Annotated in this window: 12 protein-coding genes; 7 read left to right on the forward strand and 5 right to left on the reverse strand. The window is 52.2% G+C overall.

Annotated features, from left to right (window positions below):
- Window positions 1–59 precede the first annotated feature (59 nt).
- The gene (locus GW590_RS20890) at window positions 60–4,937 is read left to right on the forward strand and encodes a hypothetical protein (RefSeq protein ID WP_169405013.1); all 4,878 of its coding nucleotides are present in this window, start codon (window positions 60–62) and stop codon (window positions 4,935–4,937) included.
- 192 nt (window positions 4,938–5,129) lie between these two features.
- Window positions 5,130–6,590: an AMP nucleosidase gene (locus GW590_RS20895; RefSeq protein WP_169405014.1), complete on the forward strand. Its 1,461-nt coding sequence runs from the start codon at window positions 5,130–5,132 to the stop codon at window positions 6,588–6,590.
- A 105-nt stretch (window positions 6,591–6,695) separates the two neighbouring features.
- Here the strand turns inward: GW590_RS20895 and GW590_RS20900 are convergent, their stop codons facing one another.
- Window positions 6,696–7,484 (reverse strand): SDR family NAD(P)-dependent oxidoreductase, encoded by a 789-nt coding sequence (locus tag GW590_RS20900; protein ID WP_169405015.1) that lies wholly within the window; start codon window positions 7,482–7,484, stop codon window positions 6,696–6,698.
- A gap of 177 nt (window positions 7,485–7,661) precedes the next feature.
- Between GW590_RS20900 and GW590_RS20905 the strand changes: the two genes are divergently transcribed.
- The 5 genes from GW590_RS20905 to GW590_RS20925 all read left to right on the forward strand — a co-directional run bounded on the left by GW590_RS20905 (window position 7,662) and on the right by GW590_RS20925 (window position 13,853).
- A complete protein-coding gene (locus tag GW590_RS20905; protein ID WP_169405016.1) occupies window positions 7,662–8,576 on the forward strand; it encodes a LysR substrate-binding domain-containing protein in 915 nt (304 codons plus the stop codon).
- Between the two features lie 155 nt (window positions 8,577–8,731).
- Window positions 8,732–9,625: an ABC transporter substrate-binding protein gene (locus GW590_RS20910; RefSeq protein ID WP_169405017.1), complete on the forward strand. Its 894-nt coding sequence runs from the start codon at window positions 8,732–8,734 to the stop codon at window positions 9,623–9,625.
- Complete coding sequence (locus GW590_RS20915; RefSeq protein WP_169405018.1) at window positions 9,625–10,548, forward strand: amino acid ABC transporter permease; 924 nt, start codon at window positions 9,625–9,627, stop codon at window positions 10,546–10,548. The genes GW590_RS20910 and GW590_RS20915 overlap by 1 nt, the downstream gene beginning before the upstream one ends.
- On the forward strand, window positions 10,541–11,302 hold the full coding sequence (locus GW590_RS20920; RefSeq protein ID WP_169405019.1) for an amino acid ABC transporter ATP-binding protein: 762 nt from the start codon (window positions 10,541–10,543) through the stop codon (window positions 11,300–11,302). The genes GW590_RS20915 and GW590_RS20920 overlap by 8 nt, the downstream gene beginning before the upstream one ends.
- 211 nt (window positions 11,303–11,513) lie before the next feature.
- Complete coding sequence (locus GW590_RS20925) at window positions 11,514–13,853, forward strand: molybdopterin-dependent oxidoreductase (protein WP_169405020.1); 2,340 nt, start codon at window positions 11,514–11,516, stop codon at window positions 13,851–13,853.
- Here GW590_RS20925 and GW590_RS20930 read toward each other — a convergent pair.
- From GW590_RS20930 to purB, 4 genes are read right to left on the reverse strand one after another with little or no spacing between them, the layout of a single operon-like run.
- Window positions 13,809–15,176 carry an MmgE/PrpD family protein gene (locus GW590_RS20930; protein WP_169405021.1) on the reverse strand — a complete coding sequence of 456 codons (1,368 nt, stop codon included), beginning with the start codon at window positions 15,174–15,176 and terminating at the stop codon, window positions 13,809–13,811. The genes GW590_RS20925 and GW590_RS20930 overlap by 45 nt on opposite strands.
- On the reverse strand, window positions 15,173–16,324 hold the full coding sequence (locus tag GW590_RS20935) for an amidohydrolase (protein WP_169405022.1): 1,152 nt from the start codon (window positions 16,322–16,324) through the stop codon (window positions 15,173–15,175). Before GW590_RS20935 ends, GW590_RS20930 begins: the two co-directional genes overlap by 4 nt.
- A 39-nt stretch (window positions 16,325–16,363) precedes the next feature.
- The gene (locus tag GW590_RS20940) at window positions 16,364–16,894 is read right to left on the reverse strand and encodes a GNAT family N-acetyltransferase (RefSeq protein ID WP_169405023.1); all 531 of its coding nucleotides are present in this window, start codon (window positions 16,892–16,894) and stop codon (window positions 16,364–16,366) included.
- A gap of 12 nt (window positions 16,895–16,906) precedes the next feature.
- Window positions 16,907–18,274, reverse strand: a complete 1,368-nt coding sequence (purB, locus tag GW590_RS20945; RefSeq protein WP_169405024.1) for an adenylosuccinate lyase — start codon at window positions 18,272–18,274, stop codon at window positions 16,907–16,909.
- Between the last annotated feature and the right edge of the window lie 255 nt (window positions 18,275–18,529).

Genomic DNA, 18,529 nt, shown 5'->3' on the forward strand with positions numbered 1-18,529 from the left:
GCGCCAATTTTTGTTGCAGGCGCTGGCTTGATAGAATTTAAATCACCAAGGAGAATATCATGAATATTATTTACCAACATCAGTCTGATATACATATTAAAAGACCTGATATATCAGTCCTGCCGTCACCGCAGGTAACGCCGGCGAAAAGGATTTTCCGATCCCCTATCCCGGGTAATGCTCCCTCGCCAAAGACTTCGCTACACATCCGCAACTATTTAAGCCGGCAACGTCGTGAGATAAGCCATAAACAACAAATGGACATCGTTGGCGTAGGTGGGGCATGGTTAGCACAAGAGGATGCTGCCATCACGGTTTCTTCCGCCAATGCCTTGCGGTTAGCAACCTATATCAGCAGTCTGGGTAAACTGTTTGCCAACCACAGCAGCACTCTGGCATCGGGGATCAGCGCCTATCTTCGGCTGGCGAAAAGTGCCGATAGTACTCGTGAGGAAGGTATCGACTTACAAAAGCTCAAGCCGCCGCCAACGGCGCTTAACAATGCCGATATCGCTTGCTGTATACACCGTCTGCTAAATAGCAATAATAGCGGCGGTATTGATATCAATATTAAAGAGATGCGCTTTTTTTTTAAACAGTTATTGACCGGCCCAATAGCAGGAGCCGTCAAACGGACTCTAAGCCTGAACGAGAGCGCTGGCCCCTTGATTGACAAATTGATGGCGCGTAGCGATCGCGCAAACATCCTGCTCAATCTTCTCTCTGGTCTTGTTGATCAAACTTTGCACACCGCGATCCCCCTTGAACCACTGATCCTGGACCAGACCGCAGAATGGGTACGTCTGCAACAGCCCACCCTTGCCACACTTGGGCAGATCACCTGGACAAAGGCGATTGGCAACAGCGTATTAGCAAACTATGCTGATGTCCCTGATACTCTGGCACCCGCCGTGAGTAAACTGGTCAACAGCAAATTACAGCAGCTCTTCCCTGTGGCTCGACAGCTTGAACGGCTTGCACCGCCAGTACTAGCACTGCCATTGGCCAGTGAGTTGGCGACCTTATATAATATGGGTGCCGCGCGTTTACCTGCCGATAGTCATGAAAAGTACTGGCCGAGCGCTTTGGCGTTGGCCGGCGCTGATAATATTCGCTACTACCCGGATGCCAATAGTCTGATTGCCGATCAGATGCTGGTGCAACAGGCTGGACATTGGAATATCGAACATGGCAGTCAGCTCAGTCAACTCGCGCGTTTAAAATATGCCTATGCCCGCTTGCATCGCTATGTTGACCCGCAAATACAGGTAGCGCTGGAATATGCTCAGACCATCGCCAGTATCAGCCAGGTTATAGAGCACAATAAAAAACAACCCTTGCTGGCCTCAGAAAATGAGCACCGGCTAGCCGAACTGTTAAGTAAAAAGAGGAGCGTTGAAAAAAACTTATACCGTATGGCGCTGGATAGCTTATTACCCGCTGAACGTACGCAACTGGTACAGGCGATCAAACAACATCGGGTAACAGTAAGCCGTTACTATCTAACGTCAAAAGATACGGGCAATGAAAAGTTGACCATGACCTCGTTGGCTTATCACATCAAAGTACCGCCTGCGGCCGAAAGTACCCATGCTATAGCGCGGGAATATGTGATTTCTATCGCCAATGCAGCCTCGACTTTTCCTCCGGTTCAACTGCTGCGTATACCGCCCGCCGATCAGGCACAAAAACAACGCGAGACAGAAAAAGCTGTGATGGCAGCGGATGTGCCGAACTCTTACCGCTTACAAGAAAGCGCAGAGTTGGCTTCATTTCAACAGATTGAGAATGAACGTGATTTTATCAAAATATTGGTCGCGGAAGATGCGATCAATTTCCGGCTCTCTTCGCGGCAACGTGGCGAGGAAGCGGCTGAAGTTGCACCAGATCGCGTTACCCTGGCGGATTTTTTAAAAGAGCTTGGCAATCAATTGGTTGCCATGACTCCGTTGGTCTGCCTGAGTGCTGCCTGGGATATCATCAAAGTAGGCAGCACGTCAGGTACGCTACAGCAACAGAGTGAAATTGAGGCCTTGGGTTCAGACTCCACTGCCTGTTTCCTTTCTCTGCTGGCGGCCATTAAAGAGGAAGTGACCGCAGGAAAAATCGTTACTGGAGGGGTGAAGTCACTGGTCTATAACCGGTTGAAAAAGTGGCTGTCCGGAACAGACGAGGAGGGTGATTCACAGTCGGCAACTCATATTGGCTCAGGGGCCCAAATTAAGCTGGAAATTGATAATTTGTACCATAATGCTCGTGAAATTCAGCCTAAACCCCGCCTTGACTTTATCAAGTCAAATAAAAAGGTATTGCAGCGTACGGAATTCCAGGGGAAAAATCCGCTCGGCATTTCGCTGGCTTTGCCAGGGCAATTGGTGCTGGAGTTTGAACCCAGCCTTGAGCACGGGCAGCAGGCTAAATATGCCAGCAGAGTAGAAGAGAACAAATTTACCCGGATCACCGATGCCGATGGCATTTATCATCAGGATATGGTCTATGGCAATATTGTTGTTAATGCTATCAGTAAATATATCAACAATGAAATGTCTTATAATCAACTGGCAAATGCCGTCGCGCTGCAAAAACAATTTAATTTTATCAAGGATTATGCTGAACCTCTGCCGGAAATCACCCCGACCGGTTTTCCCAGTCGAGTTAAACCAAATGCCGAACTGCCGGATCATGCTTTTTTTTCCCCGCCGCGCCGCATTGTCTATAGCGGAGGTTATGCCTATCTGCCCGTAGGTGACAGTTACTTCCGTTGTGACATTATCAGTGAGCTCAATAGCCGCTACTATCGTGTTTTGGGCAAAGATGATATGCCCAGCGATCTACGCTTTGTCATTAATGAAAGTAAGTCGGGTGACTATTTTGTCGTGATTGACAATGTTTCTGAGTTGGTGTCCGCAGAAGCATCACAAATATTGGTGCAACATAGCCAAGGTCCGGAAAAATTCGTTAAAAATATAGGCGGCATGATTTACCAGGGGCTATATGCTATCGGCAATAGCAATAACGACTATATTTTGGCGATGAAAAACCCTAAAGATGAAAAAATCCATTATCGCAAACTCGGTAGTGACAGAAAATTTTGGCCATTAGCCGATAACGGCAGTAAAGTCTTTATGCAGCAGAGTAAGCGCAATGGTCACTATGATGGCATACCTTTGTCACAGGTAGATAAGCGTGATATACAAGTCAATGCGATAAATCAGGAGCTATTCAGACTGGACCGTAAACTGGTCACCGAAAACTTTTCACGTGAAATCATTAACGCTTATTTACAGCTTGAAGGTAAGGGCGAGCCCGAGATTTTGTCATATTTTGCCGAAAGCCAGTTAGAAAAAGGCGGATGGAGTGACCGCGATTTCTCTGTACTCAGCGGCGTTCCGATGTCCCATGGGCAGATATCACTAATAAGACGAATGGCTGGCAATATTATTAATGGCAGAATATTCAATCTTGATGAGTCTTCACTGCTGTTGGCAGGTAATTTTTTCCGCAGTATTGCCAGGAAACTGTCACAATCCACTGAAAATTCTGAAATATATCGTAAATTTCATCAGCCGGGGAGTCACCTCGAATCAACGAAAATCCCCCAGTATATCGCCGAACTTGACTGGCTCGGCAGCCTCGCTGAAAGCGCACATCAGCTGGTTATAAAACGGCAAGTATTCACCCTCCTTGAACTCAAAAGAGAGGAGATGATGGAAAATAAAAAACTTACCGAGTTAGAATCCAGTCGGGCTTTTTATCGTCGGGTATTAAAACTCACTGAGCTTTTTGATCCTTCGATTGAAAAAACTGATGAGTGGACATATAAAAAGGTTGACCGCAATAATAAGCAGGCAGCACTTCGTTATGCTGGGTTATTGAGTGAATTTAAGTCGGCTGAGATTAGCATTACAAATATACTTAGAAAAATCGGTAAGGTGTGGCCAGAGGATGATCCGCGATGGCAGCATTTTAAAGACTATTTTAACCTTGATCCCAACCTGCTCGCCCCGGAGGAAAAGTCTAAATTTAGCAAGATAATAGCCACGGTATACAATAAGTTCGATTCCGGCTCAGTATATAAGAATATTACGCTGATTAAACCCTGGCATGACCGGCAAGGGCGGTTCTTTATTGAGCCTGATAACCCACTTGCCAAATTGGGGGTAGTTATGGATGCCGAGGCATTTACTTATGTAAAAGGCAGCAAGGCCGGTGAAGTATATTATAATTTGGCGATTGATCCCCTGAGCAGCATTGCCCATAAACGTGGCCTGCTGATGCATGAGCTTTCCCATCAGGCGGGGGCGAGTGGGGCCTCAGAAGTGTATTACGGTTTTTTTGGTGGCGGGATGCGCTCTGATGATCCAGGTAAAATTGCCACAAATTTCAAAGATATTCAAAAATCACCTTATGTGGCTTATGGTATGGCCAGTCATGACAGTGCGTTTGCGATAAATCTGCAGAAGAGGATCACCTTTATAAAAAGCAAACAGAGTAATAACCTCAGATCCTTTTGGCATAGCAACGAAGCCATGGCTTACCAAAATATCGACTTCACCTCCCATGCCGATCTGCCGCTGCGTAATTTGACAATTTTGAAGTTCTTTAAGGAACTTTATAAGCCAGGAAATGAAAATGAGCGCTGGCAGCTGTTGGTGGGTCCGCATCCCGATGCGATGGTTGGTTTTATCTACCATTTGGAGCAAAAATTATCAGTGTTATCACCAGCACGCGATAAGCGCACTCCGCTAGCGGCTGAGACAGTCCTCACGCCGCAGCTGTTAGCTGAGGTTGTGCAACAAAGTCTCAATCCACCCGTTGTGGATACCCAGACAAAGGAGGAAGTCGAACTGGGTGAAGAAAATGAAGCCGACGCTATTTATGTGATGACTTACTTTTCCCCACCTGCGCCTTCGCCAGCAACCACTGTCGACGCCTAATGTTGCCGTTCCCTGTCTATTGTTGATGCCAGTCCGCCCTTTGCTGATTTAGTTTTGTTGGTGAGGGCGGCAGTTTGTTGACCTGGCGTTATCGCAAAAATTTTTTACCTCTTATCCGCAGCCGCGCATTCGGCGATAGGCTATGATTGCCGTTATACGCGCGACAGCCGTTAACTGCGTTGAGGAGCTATTTTGAGTACACCAGGATCGAGTCAATATTTAAATGCCAGTCAGGCCATCGACCGCCTTGAAGCCTTATATCAGGCGTCACTGGCAGCATTACGTGATGCCATCAGTCTGTATATCAAAGAGGGGACGGTGCCCGATCTCCAGGCGCGAGCCAGCGGATTGTTCTGTTATCCGCAGTTGGAAGTCAGTTGGGACGGTAGCTCGCAAACGCAATATCGCACCCGAGCCTATGGGCGATTTGTTCGTCCAGGCAAATACAGCACCACTATTACCCGCCCCGAGCTGTTTCGCAGCTATCTCGCCAGCCAACTGACTATTCTGGAAAACGATTACGGTGCCAGCTTTATTGTGACGCCGTCACAACTGGAAATGCCTTATCCCTTTGTGATTGACGGTTCGGATCTACAGCTCGACCGCTCGATGACTGCCGGCCTGGCTTTACATTTTCCCACCACCGATTTGGCCAAAATCGGTGATGATATTACTGACGGCGTATCAACCACCGCCGATAGTTTTCCGCTTTCGCACTTTGATGCCTTACGCACCGATTTTTCGTTGGCGCGACTTAAGCATTACACCGGTACGCCGGTGGAGCATATGCAGCCGTTTATATTATTTACCAACTACAGCCGCTATGTAGATGAGTTTATCAGTTGGGCCTGCGCACAAATTGCCGATCCGAACACACCTTACCAGGCGCTTTCCTGCGCCGGGGGAAGTTATATTACCGCTGAGGACAATGATCCTTCGGTTACCGCCTCCGATCTGGCGTGGAAGAAACACCAGATGCCAGCCTATCACCTGATTGCTGAACATGGGGAGGGCATTACCCTGGTCAATATTGGCGTCGGGCCTTCCAATGCCAAAACCATTTGCGATCATCTGGCCGTGCTGCGACCTCATGCCTGGTTGATGATTGGCCATTGCGGCGGGTTACGTGAAAGCCAGTCGATTGGTGACTATGTGCTGGCCCATGCCTATTTGCGTGATGACCATGTACTGGATGCGGTATTGCCGCCGGATATTCCTATTCCCAGCATTGCCGAAGTGCAACGGGCGCTCTATGACGCTACCAAACTGGTCAGCGGCATGCCCGGCGAAGAAGTTAAACAGCGTTTACGTACCGGTACTGTGGTGACCACCGACGACCGAAACTGGGAACTGCGTTTTTCGGCTTCCGCTCGCCGTTTTAGCCTTAGTCGTGCTGTGGCGGTAGATATGGAAAGTGCCACCATCGCCGCCCAGGGCTATCGTTTCCGCGTGCCTTACGGCACTTTGCTCTGCGTATCTGACAAGCCGTTGCACGGTGAGATCAAATTGCCGGGGCAGGCCAATCATTTCTATGACGGTGCCATCTCGGAACATTTGCAAATCGGCATTCAAGCCATCGATTTGCTACGCGCCGAAGGCGATAAGCTGCACTCGCGCAAACTGCGTACCTTTGAAGAACCGCCGTTCCGTTAATGGGTAAATCTGATAGCGTTTAATAAGCGATCGCGTCAGCCGACGGGTCGCTTATTTTTTTGTTCCTGGGAGTGTACCCAAGATAAGCGCCAGCAAGCCCTGAACTTATTCTGCTTGCGGACTGTTACGGCCAGCCATCACTCCGCCATCGACATCCCATATGGCACCAGTGACCCAGCCTGCCTTGTCAGACAGCAGAAATGCCACGGTTTCAGCGATATCCACGACAGTACCCACACGACCGATCGGGTGGAAGCTGTCAAAACTGGTCATCACGTCTTTTACGTCGTCTTTAGCAATAAACCCTTCGTAAATTGGGGTATGCACTACCGCTGGCGAAACAGCGTTCACACGAATCCCCTGACTTCCCAATTCAATCGCCAGGTTTCTGGTGAGCGCGTGCAGACCGGCTTTTGCCATCGAGTAGGCAGACGACGGGGTGGTACCGACAGCCTGCTGTGCCCACATGGAGCCGATATTCACGATTGAGCCTTTAATCCCAGCTTCAACCATATTACGTACGACATCGCGGGTGATAAAGAAAGTGGAACGGTTAAGGCTCATATACATATCGTAATCAGCGGCTTCATGTTCGATGAACAGTTTCGGAAAGAAGACACCGGCTGCGTTAACCAGCAGACTGATCTCTTTGTGTTCAGCGTTGATGGTGTCAACAACGTGCTTCATACCTGCTTCAGTCATCAAATCAGCAACGATGATGGAAATCTGTCCATTAGCAGCCAGCCTCTGACGTGCCTGCTCTGCTTTATCCTGACGGTTACCGACCAACACGACGCTGCCTCCATTTTTAAGCACATGTTTTGCAGTTTCATAACCGATACCGCTGGTACCACCAACCACTAATAGTTTTTTACCGGAAAATAATGCATTCATCGTTAGCCTCTTTTACAACAGGTGATTGTCATTGCAGAGAAGTCCTGCTCCTCATCGTGTGAAGCCAGAATGCCACTGTTAAATTTAGTCGGCGAATAAGAAGAAATTGCGATGCAGGAAAGAAAATCTATCTTGGTGAGATATACTGTCTGGCATAACCAAAATTTAGGAGTTGGAATGCGAACGCTTAACCGGCTGAAATGGTTACATGCATTTGAAGCTACTGCTCGCCATGGCAGTTTTACCGGTGCTGCGGGGGAGTTGGGCGTAACGCCTGCCGCCGTGGGTCAGCTTGTTCGGGCGCTGGAAGACTGGGTTGGTCATCCTCTGCTTCATCGCACCCGCTCAGGGAAAGAACGTCTCACCCTGGTTAGTGAAGCGCAGGATGCCCTTCAGGACATCACGCAGGGCCTGGATAAATTGGAAACCGGTTTGAATAAACTCCGCGGTCGCCGTTCCCGTTCAATTATTGTGATCACCGCATCCCAGGTTCTGGTGATGAATTGGCTGATGGAGCGGCTAAACCGGTTTTCAGAAACACACGAAGGTATTGACCTGCGTCTGAACGTCACCGAAAAGTTGATGGATGTTTTACATGGCGAGGCAGACATTGGCATCCGCTGTGGCCAAGGCACCTGGCAGGGCATAAATAAAACCTGGCTGATGGATGAAGAAGCTGTATTGGTGTGCAGTCCACGTCTTGTGCCACCAGAAAAAATAGCCTGCAGTGAATGGCTTGCCACGCAGAAACTGATCCACGATGACACACCCCATCCCGGTGCAGATTTTCCATCATGGAAGGATGTGTTTGTTACCGTGAATGCCCCAGAAGCCAGAGAGAATGGCCTGCATATCAACTCCACCTCAGCGGTGATTCTTTCAGCCCTGAGCGGAAGGGGGGTGGCTATTGTACGACATACTCTGGTTAAGCAACTTATAGCGACAGGGCAGTTGATCCAACTTCATCCCGATCATTGCTGGCCACTGAAATGGTCGTATTACATCGTCACTCCGCAGCAATCAGCCATGCGCAATGAGGTTAAAATGTTCCATGACTGGCTTGTGGAGGATGTGCTATCCCTTTCGACATAGAATCTCTATCCGTGGTCCCCTTCTTTACATCCCTCACCTTATCGAAAAACTGGCATTACTTAGCTTTTTTAAGCAGTTGTAAGCAGACAGCCCTGCACTGAAAATAAATTCCTGCCGTTTGTCGGATTTTCATCAGGAAAAAGGTTTTAATTAAAATGAAGTTATTAAACTTGCTGCTCCCGCTGGTTATTGCCGGAAATATACAGACACTTTGGGCAGCCGATCAGAATGTCCCGGCATCGACGACCTTTCATATTGCGGCCGATAATGCCTTAAAAAGTAAACTGCCTGCTGATATTGCCCAGCGTGGTTATATCGTGGCAGGGACCAATCCCAATACGCCACCGACCACGTTTTATCAGGAAGATAACAAAACCCTGGCCGGACGGGAGATTGATATTATGACCGCCGTCGCCGAGCGGCTGGGTGTTAGCGTACAGTGGCGTGACACCGGCGGTTTTGACAATATTATTCCTGGTCTGAAATCTGGCCGTTATGACGTTGCGCTCTCCAATATCAATGCCACGCAAAAACGCCTCGATCAGGTGGATTTTATTGGCTACTTCGATGCATCGCGCCTGGGTATTATTTCTCGCAAAGATGAAAACATTGCCCCCTTTACCCAGTTGGCCGATGTCTGCGGCAAGCAGGTCGGCGCCGGGGCGGGCACTACCCAATTGCTGCGTCTGGATACCGCCAGTAAAGAGTGCGTTGCCGCCGGTAAAGCAGCTATCGACGTGGCGGTTTTCCCCGATCGACCTGCGGGTGTCCAGGCCGTGGTCAGTGGCCGCGTCGCCATGTTCTTTGGACCTTATGAAGGTCTTACCTATCAGGTAAGCAAAGTCGATGCTCTGACCATGAGCGGTCAAATCACCGTTAACGATGCCCCTGTCTCTATTGCCTTTGCCAAACAGTCCCCGCTGGAGGATGCGGTTCAGGCAGCGCTTAACTCGCTGATTAAGGACGGTACCTATCAACAGATCCTTGATAAGTGGAATATTGGCTACGGCGCGGTCAAAGAAGCCAAACGCAACCAAGAGATCTTCTAATGCACAAGCTTACAGCCGAGCAGCCGGGTGAGCTGCGTATTATCAGTAAAAAATACTATGGCCGCTGGCTAAGTGCGCTGCTGGTTGGGCTTGTTTTGCTGGCCGTAGGCCATTCGGTGATCAATAACCCACGCTTTGAATGGTCGGTAATCGCGCATAGCTTTACCGAAACTTCCATTCTGCAAGGGGTGTGGATGACGCTGCAACTGACGGCTATCTCGGTGGTGCTCGGCTTTGCCGGTGGCACACTGCTGGCCTTGATGCGGCTCTCTTCCAATCCGGTTCTGGTGGCGGTCAGCTGGGGGTATACCTGGTTTTTTCGCGGTGTGCCGATGCTGGTACAACTGTTTCTCTGGTACAACATTGCAGCACTCTATCCGAAAATTTCGCTGTCCTTACCCTGGATTGGCGATTTATGGAGTGCTTCTGCCAATTCGCTGATCAGTCCTTTTAGCGCGGCGGTGATTGCGCTGGTGATGCACCAGTCGGCCTATGCCGCCGAGATTGTACGTGCCGGGATCCAGAGTGTCAGCCAGGGCCAGCTTGAAGCCGCCCGTGCTCTTGGTTATCGCCGCGGACAGATCTTTCGCTATACCGTCTTGCCGCAGGCGATGCGCGCTATTTTGCCGCCAGCGGGGAATGAAGTGATCGGTCAGCTAAAAACGACCGCCGTGGTCTCGGTGATTTCGCTGCAGGATGTGCTCTACTCGGCGCAAATTATCTATCAGCGGACTTACGAGGTGATCCCGCTGTTACTGGTGGCCACCCTGTGGTATCTGCTGATGACCTCGGTACTGTCGATTGGCCAATACTATGTGGAACGCTATTTTGGCCGCGGCACCGTGCGCCAGGAAAAGCGCGAATGGATCAAACGCAAAGCGCTGGCGCTGGCAGTCAACCACCAGAGGGTAAGCAATGGCTGAGACGATTGAGTTACGCAATATTACCAAACGCTTTTCCGGCAATACGATTCTCGACGGTATTAATCTGGATATTGCAGCAGGCTCGGTGACGGTGATTTTAGGCCCTTCCGGTTCAGGAAAATCGACACTGCTGCGCTGTATTAATCATCTGGAAAAGCTCGACGGCGGTACCATCCGCATTGGCGGCAATCTGGTGGGTTATCAGCAAAAAGGCCAGGCGCTATATGAATTAAACAGCCGGCAGATCGCCGCCCAGCGTGCGCAGATTGGCATGGTCTTTCAGCAGTTCAACCTGTTTCCGCATCGCACGGTATTACAGAATATTATTGATGCTCCGATGCGGGTCAAAAACCAGCGGCGGCAGCAGGCAGTACTGAAAGCGCGCTCGCTACTGCAGCAGGTGGGTCTGGCCGCGCGGGAAAATGACTGGCCGCAACAGTTATCCGGTGGGCAACAGCAGCGTGTGGCCATTGCACGTGCTCTGGCGATGGATCCCGAGGTGATGCTGTTTGATGAACCCACCTCGGCCCTTGACCCTGAGCTGGTGGGTGAAGTGTTGCAGGTGATTAAAAAGCTGGCGCATTCCGGTATCACCATGGTGATTGTCACCCATGAAGTCGGCTTTGCCCGCGAAGTGGCAGACAATATAGTCTTTATGGAAGAGGGAAAGATCGTGGCCGCCGGTCCTACCCGGGAGATCCTCGACGATCGCCAAAACCTTCGCGTGCGCAATTTCTTAGCAACGGTACTCTAAGGGAACCCTCAGGTTCCCCCAGACTGCTGACAAAGTCCGTTATTAGGGAGAGTACACCGTTGGGGTCGTAGCGGGCTTGCCCGCCGGAGCGCCCCTAGGTGTGCTATGCCCGGGTATCTCGATCATCAAGACGACTTTGTCATCAAACTCAGGGAACCCTCAGGTTCCCCGTCCGTTGTTGGCCCTTTTTCTGCCAGGACACTCCTCTGCCATGACGGTAAAACCCAGGACTCACAGCGCCCACTGGGGCGCTTTTAGCGCTGAACTGCAAGATGACAAACTGCTGATCACCCCCTTTGCCGGCGACCCCGATCCCAGCCCGTTGTTAAACAACTTCGTTAACGCCTTACGTCACCCGGTACGCATCGCCACACCCATGGTGCGTCGCGGCTGGCTGGAAAATGGCCCCGGACCCGACGATCGAAGGGGAATGGATGAATATATCGCCATTAGTTGGCCGCAGGCCATTGAGCTGGCGGCGGGGGAGCTATCGCGCGTGGCGGCAGAGTTTGGCCCGCAGGCGGTGTTTGGCGGTTCCTATGGTTGGTCGAGTGCCGGACGTTTTCACCATGCCCAGAGCCAGGTTCACCGTTTTCTTAATACCACTATTGGTGGCTATGTCCGCTCGGTCAATAGTTACAGCTCCGGGGCGGCGTCGGTGATCTTGCCGCATATTGTCGGTGATATGAATGAAATTGCCCGCCGTGGCGTGAGCTGGGAGGAGATCGCCGAACATAGCCAACTGGTGTTGTCTTTTGGCGGTCTGGCGCTAAAAAACTCGCAGGTCGCCAGCGGTGGGTTAAGTGAGCACACCGAACGCGGCTTTATTCAGCAGGCAGCCCGGCGTGGTACCCAATTTATCTCGGTCAGCCCGTTGCAAACCGATTTACCCCAAGAAGCACAGGGTGAGTGGCTGGCCATTCGCCCGGGAACCGACGCCGCACTGATCCTCGGTTTGCTACATGTGCTGGTTAGCAAGCAGTGGAGTGACGAAGCTTTTCTGGCGCGCTACTGCGTTGGTTGGGACAAAATGGTCGCTTATCTGCAGGGCAAAGAAGACGGTCTGGTGCGCGACGCCGCCTGGGCTGCCGACATTTGTGGTATTGACGCGGCACGGATCAGCGCACTGGCCACCGAGCTCTATGGCAAGCGGGTGATGATTACGGTAGCTCACGCGTTGCAGCGCGCCGAGCACGGCGAACAGCCGGTATGGCTGGGATTGGTGTTGGCGGCGGCACTGGGGCAACCGGGACTGCCTGGTGGCGGCTATGGTTATGCGCTGGGGGCCTTGGGGCATTATGGCAAACATCATAACCAGGTCTCTTTCCCGGCACTGCCGCAGGGGAAAAACGGCGTTGAAGCATTTATCCCGGTAGCTCGTATTGCCGATATGCTCTTGCACCCAGGAGAAGCCTTTCGCTATAACGGGCAAACCCGGCACTATCCCACGGTCAAGCTGGCCTGGTGGGCAGGGGGCAATCCATTTCACCATCATCAGCATCTGGCGCGCTTACGGCAGGCATTTAACCGTCTGGATACGCTGATTGTCCATGAAGTGGCCTGGACCGCCACTGCCCGTCATGCGGATATTGTCCTGCCTGCCACCATGACGCTCGAACGTGAAGATGTCGGCGGCGCGCCAACGGATCGCCATCTTTTTGCCATGCAACAACTGGCTGAACCGTACGGCCAGGCGCGAGATGACTATGCCATTTTTAGCGAACTGGCAAAAAAACTTGGCCGGGAACAGGCGTTTACCGAAGGACGTACTGCGCGTCAATGGCTAGAACATCTTTATCAGCAAATGCAGGAAAAATGTCAGCAGCAGCAGATCCCGGTACCGGACTTTGACACTTTCTGGCAACAAGGGCAGCTAACCCTGCCGCAGCTTAAAGATGGCGGCAGGCTATTGCGTCAATTGCGGCGCGATCCCGAACGTTATCCGTTGCCGACGCCCAGTGGTAAAATTGAAATATTCTCACAGACCATCGCCGATTTTAATGACGCCGACTGTCCGGGTCATGCGGTATGGCTGACGCCACAGCAGCAACCTGATGCCAAGCATCCACTCTATCTGATTGCCAATCAACCGGCTTCACGGCTGCATAGCCAACTGGACTACGGCCAGCATAGCGTCAACCAGAAACGGGATGGTCGCGAGGTTTGCCGGATGCACCCGCAAGATGCCGCGCCGCGAGGTATCGTTGATGGCGATACGGTGAAAATCAGTAATGCACGGGGGGCGGTGTTGGCCAGCGTCGAGATCAGTGAGCAGATTATGGCCGGGGTGATCCAGTTACCCACCGGGGCCTGGTACGACCCGCAAGATCCCCAGGCCGCGCAGCCCTTGTGCCGTCATGGCAATCCCAATGTATTAACCCTGGATATCGGCACATCCTCGCTGGCGCAAGGCTGCTGCGGGCAGATCACCCTGGTAGAGATTGCCCGTTATCAGGGAACACCGCCGCAGGTCAGGGCGTTTGAGCCTCCGACCATTGGCGATCGGCTAGTTGTTGGCGGAAATCGCAAAGGTGGTGAGGCGTTGGGCTAACTGTTGTACGGCAGCGGGCGTTGTCAGTTGGCACAGTTGCGCGATCTCATCCCTTTGCTGATCACTACGCGTTGGCAGGCAGCTATGCAGTTTCTGTTGCAGGTCAATGCCCATCGCCAGGCTTTGCTGGCGGCTAATGCGGCATTGCAGTTGTTCGCCATTTTGTCGATAAAGCGTGACCTGATGAAAACGCAGGCCAGGGTTTATCTCATCTGGCGGCGCAGTGATATCCGCGCAGCGTTGGACTTTAGTGGCCAATGCCGCGATATCGGCCTGCACCGGGCCTTCCGCAAAATCCTGCAGCTTCAGTTGCCCGTTCAGCAAGCTGGCGGCTATCACATATTCCAGACTAAAGCGCGCTTCAACGCCGCTGCCAGGCTGGCGTACTGACGCGGCAATATCGCCACCAGGAGGGAAGGTGACAACTATGCTGTTCAGATCGTCGTACAGGGAGGCTAGCGGTCTACCGCTGCACTGTAACCACTGGGTACGCAGTTGCCGGGCAGCATCCGCAGCGCTATGGGTGCCCGCGCAGGTGGGGTAAGGCTTAAACTCCAGCCCCGGCGTAACGATACGCCAGGGGGCGGCCCAGTTTGCTGTCAGCAGATCTGGCCGCTGTTGTCCGCCGCCACTGCTGGCAAGAAAAGCCTCCAGTACCTGGCTGTGTTGTCCTTGCAGCCCGGCCAGGCTAAGTTGACAGGCGATCACCGCCGACTGGGCGGCAAAGCCGGCGTGCAGCGGTTTTACCGCCGACGCAAACTGCGCACGCAGGCCGCTGGCCCGGGTGGCGGCAATCCCCAACAGATTGGCGGTAACGGCAACGCTGGCGTTAAGCAGTCTGGCGGCAGCGGCGGCCGCAGCAAGAGTACCTAGAGTGGCAGTATTATGAAATCCGGCCAGATAATGGCGAGGTCCGGCGGCCAGTCCCAGTCTGCCTGCGGTTTCGATGCCAATAATATAGGCATCAAGCAGTTTCTCGCCAACAAGGTCGGGGATCTCGCGCGCCAGGGCAAACAGCACCGGCAGGATCACCGTACTGGGATGGCCACGAAAATCCGCATGAAAATCGTCGAAATCCAATGCATGACCGGCATAACCCAGCAATAGCGCCCGGGTTTGTGCGTCTTGGCCATAAAACACCTGACGCACAGCGGCTAAGCCGCTGTCGTTAATATCGCCCTCAACAATCGGCAGGGCGACGGCGGTAAAGTCGAGGATGCCGGCCCGGGCTTTGCTTCGCGCCTCTGCGTCCGGTTGGGAATGAACTATGCATTCAGCCAGGTCCCGGGTTATCTGCCGTTGCTTCTCAGATTGCTGGCTCATTGCAGCTTTTCCAGCGCATTAACGGCCAGCAGATGTAAATAATCAGCAGCAGGGAACAGCGCCCGATCGTCGACGCGAAAGGCCGGATGGTGCAGGGCAAAAGGCCCGCCGGAGCCAACCATAATAAATGCGCCAGGTATCTGTTGCTGGTAAAACGCAAAATCTTCACCTATCGGACTGGCTTCCAGGATGCGTGCGGTAAAACCGGCGGCCGGCCCCTGAGCCAGCGCAAACTCAACCCATTGCGCATCATTGACCACCGATGGCGGTCCTGGCTGCCAGTTAAGGGTGATTTTTGCGTCAAAAGCTTCGCCAATACCCTGCAACAACTGACGTAAACGACGTTCGATCAGTTGACGAGTTTGCGGGTTAAAGGTGCGCACCGTACCTTCAAGCCAGGCCTGATCGGGGATAACATTCCAGGTGGTGCCGCTATGGACTTGCGTAATCGACACCACGGCGTTGTGATCGGAAGGTACATTGCGGCTAAGCAGGGTTTGTACCGCGCCTATCACCTGACCCAGAATAATAATAGGATCATTACCTTCATGGGGGCGGGCCGCATGGCTGCCGGTGGCCGCAATTTTAATATCAAAACGATCGACCCCGGCGGTTAAGGCTCCGGCCTTACTGCCAATCACGCCTACCGGTAGCGAAGGATCGTTATGCAGGCCAAAGATCACCCTGGCCTGATCGAGTGCGCCGGTAGCGATCAGTGCCGGTGCTCCCTGACCGGTTTCCTCAGCCGCCTGAAACAACACTCGCACCCGACCGGGCAGGCGATGCTCGATCTGTTTAAGCAAAATAGCCGCCCCCAATGCCGCCGAGGCGTGAAAATCATGACCGCAGGCATGCATCACTCCGGGATGTTGCGAGGCATATTCGACGCCAGACTGTTCTTCAATGGGCAGGGCATCGATATCAGCGCGCAATACCACCAAATGTGGTGACTGTGCATCACCCAGTTCGGCCACCAGCCCGGTACTTAGCGGCAGGTCGAGAATGCGGATCTGATGCTTAGCCAATGCTGCCTTGATGCGGGCCGTAGTGGCAAATTCCTGGTTGGATAGTTCAGGGAATCGGTGCATTTCAAGGCGAAAGGCCTGAATAAAGTGCGCGATGTCCTGATGTTCAGGAAGGATGTTCATAATGGTTTTCCTGTAGGGCAAGACCGGATCGGGTCGCCGTTAGCGGGTAGTTTGAGCAGATAGCCAGTGTTGATGGCCAGCAGGATCGAGGATCTTTTGCATATACAGCGTGATATGCCCCTTGCCGAGATCCACCTGGTGCATAGGGATAAAACCGCGTTTTTGATACATGGCCTGTAACCAGGGATGACTGACGGCAGTGCCGAGAGAGACCGCAGGGGCTTTAAGCTGCTTGCGTAATATCTCTTCTTCGATCCACTCCAGCAGTTTTTTGCCCCACCCCTGGCCCTGAGAGGCGGGATGGACGCCAAACCAGCCAATATGCGGCAATCCAAAAGGACCAGGCAACGGCCCCCAGGGATAGCGCAGAGTCAGGGACGCCATCATTTGACCATCAACCGACAGCGCGTAGACGCCGTGATCGTGCAGATGGCGGTTAACCCTGGCCAGATCGGCGGTGGCGGCATCAAAATGGATCCCCAGTTCGCGAATTGGCGCATAGGCGGCCAGCATCAGCGTCAGATAGGCATGGTTGTCTTCAAGGGTCAGTTGTCTAAATTCGAGATCCATTAATCCTGTTACCTAAAGGGGAGAAAGAAAGCCCGACGCATCGGCAAAGCGCAGTGTTTGCGCCACTTTTTGCGCCGCACTGCCAATGTATTGCGCCGGATCCAGCCAGCTATCGAGTTGTTCTGGCGTGACGCTGTCACTTATTACGCTATCTTCAAGGAGTACGCTTTTAAAGGCGCGCTGCGATTCAAAAGCCTCCATGGCGCATTGATAGACCCGGTGATGTGCACTCTGCTTACCGAGTTTCTTGCCCAGTTCAAACATCACCTTTTCCGACATCAACAAACCATCCTGGAGTTGTAGATTGGCCAGCATACGTGCCTGATTCACTTTCAGTCCGCTAAGGATCCCCTGCGCATTCTGCAACTGGGCCGAAAGATAGATGCAAATTTCTGGCAGAGCCAGCCATTCGGCACGCCAGCTCATGGCATCACGTTCATGTTCAACGTGCATAGATTCGTACATTAGCGAGGCGCTTTTCAGCACCGGGGCGGTCAGACTGGCCAGTCCTTCCAGCGCTGCCGGATTGCGTTTGTGCGGCATGGTAGAAGAGCCTACTTTGCCTGCCGAGAAAGGCTCTTCGACCTCGTTGATCTCGGTGCGCATCAGGTTGTATAGCTCGTTGCCGATTTTGCCCAGCGTGCCGCTAATTAATACTGCCACCGAGGCGAATTCCGAGAAACGGTCACGTGCTGCCTGCCAGCCAATATTGGGGCAGTGCAATCCAAGGCGTTCCAGGGTACGTCGTTCAACTTCTGGTCCCTCGGGGCCCATCGCGGCATAGGTACAGATTGCGCCGCTCAGGTTGCCGGTCAACAGCCTTGGGCGAATTTCCGCAATGCGGGTGAGATGGCGAATAAACTCATCAAGCCACACCGCTACTTTAAAACCGAAGGTGGTCGGTTGTGCCTGCATACCATGGGTGCGCCCGGCCATTAATGTGTACTGATGGCTCTCGGCGAGTTGCTTAAGCGCGGCAGCAACCGCCCGGCAATCGCGATCAATAATCGCCAGCGCTTGCTTCAACTGCAGCACTGTTCCGGTATCGACAATATCCTGGGTAGTGACGCCATAGTGAATATATTCCCCGGCTTCGCCGCATTGCTGTTGCAAAGCGTTAAGGGTTGGCATCAGGGAGTGTTTCAGCCGCAGGCCATCACGGGCCAGTACGGCGAGATCCAGCTTGCTGGCATCGGCGCATTCGGCAATGGTATGTGCGGCGGCGGCAGGAATAATCTGCATTTCGCCTTCGGTTACCGCTAATGCCACTTCAACCTCAATCTGTTTTTCCAGTCGTTTTGTTTCCGACCAGATGTCGCGCATTTCTGCTGTGCCAAAATTATTACCCAGTAAAAGATAGTCGATAGGATGGGATGGCATAAGGGCCTCAGTAATACCTGATGGGGAAATTAAAAGTCGGCGGAGATAGTATTTATTAAAATCATTCCGCTACGGATGCTTTTTTAATAAGCCTCATCAGCCCCTATCATTTCTTTGATCCAGCACAATTTGCAAGCCATTTCATTTCTATAGCTAAATTTTATCTATATTAATGATTATTTTAGAAAAGGAATTAGCCAGTAAGTTATTGCTTATTTATTTAATTCTCGTAGCATAATGGCAGGATTTAATTAT

The organism is Rouxiella aceris, from assembly GCF_012933545.1.
In the GTDB taxonomy this organism is placed as follows: domain Bacteria; phylum Pseudomonadota; class Gammaproteobacteria; order Enterobacterales; family Enterobacteriaceae; genus Rouxiella; species Rouxiella aceris.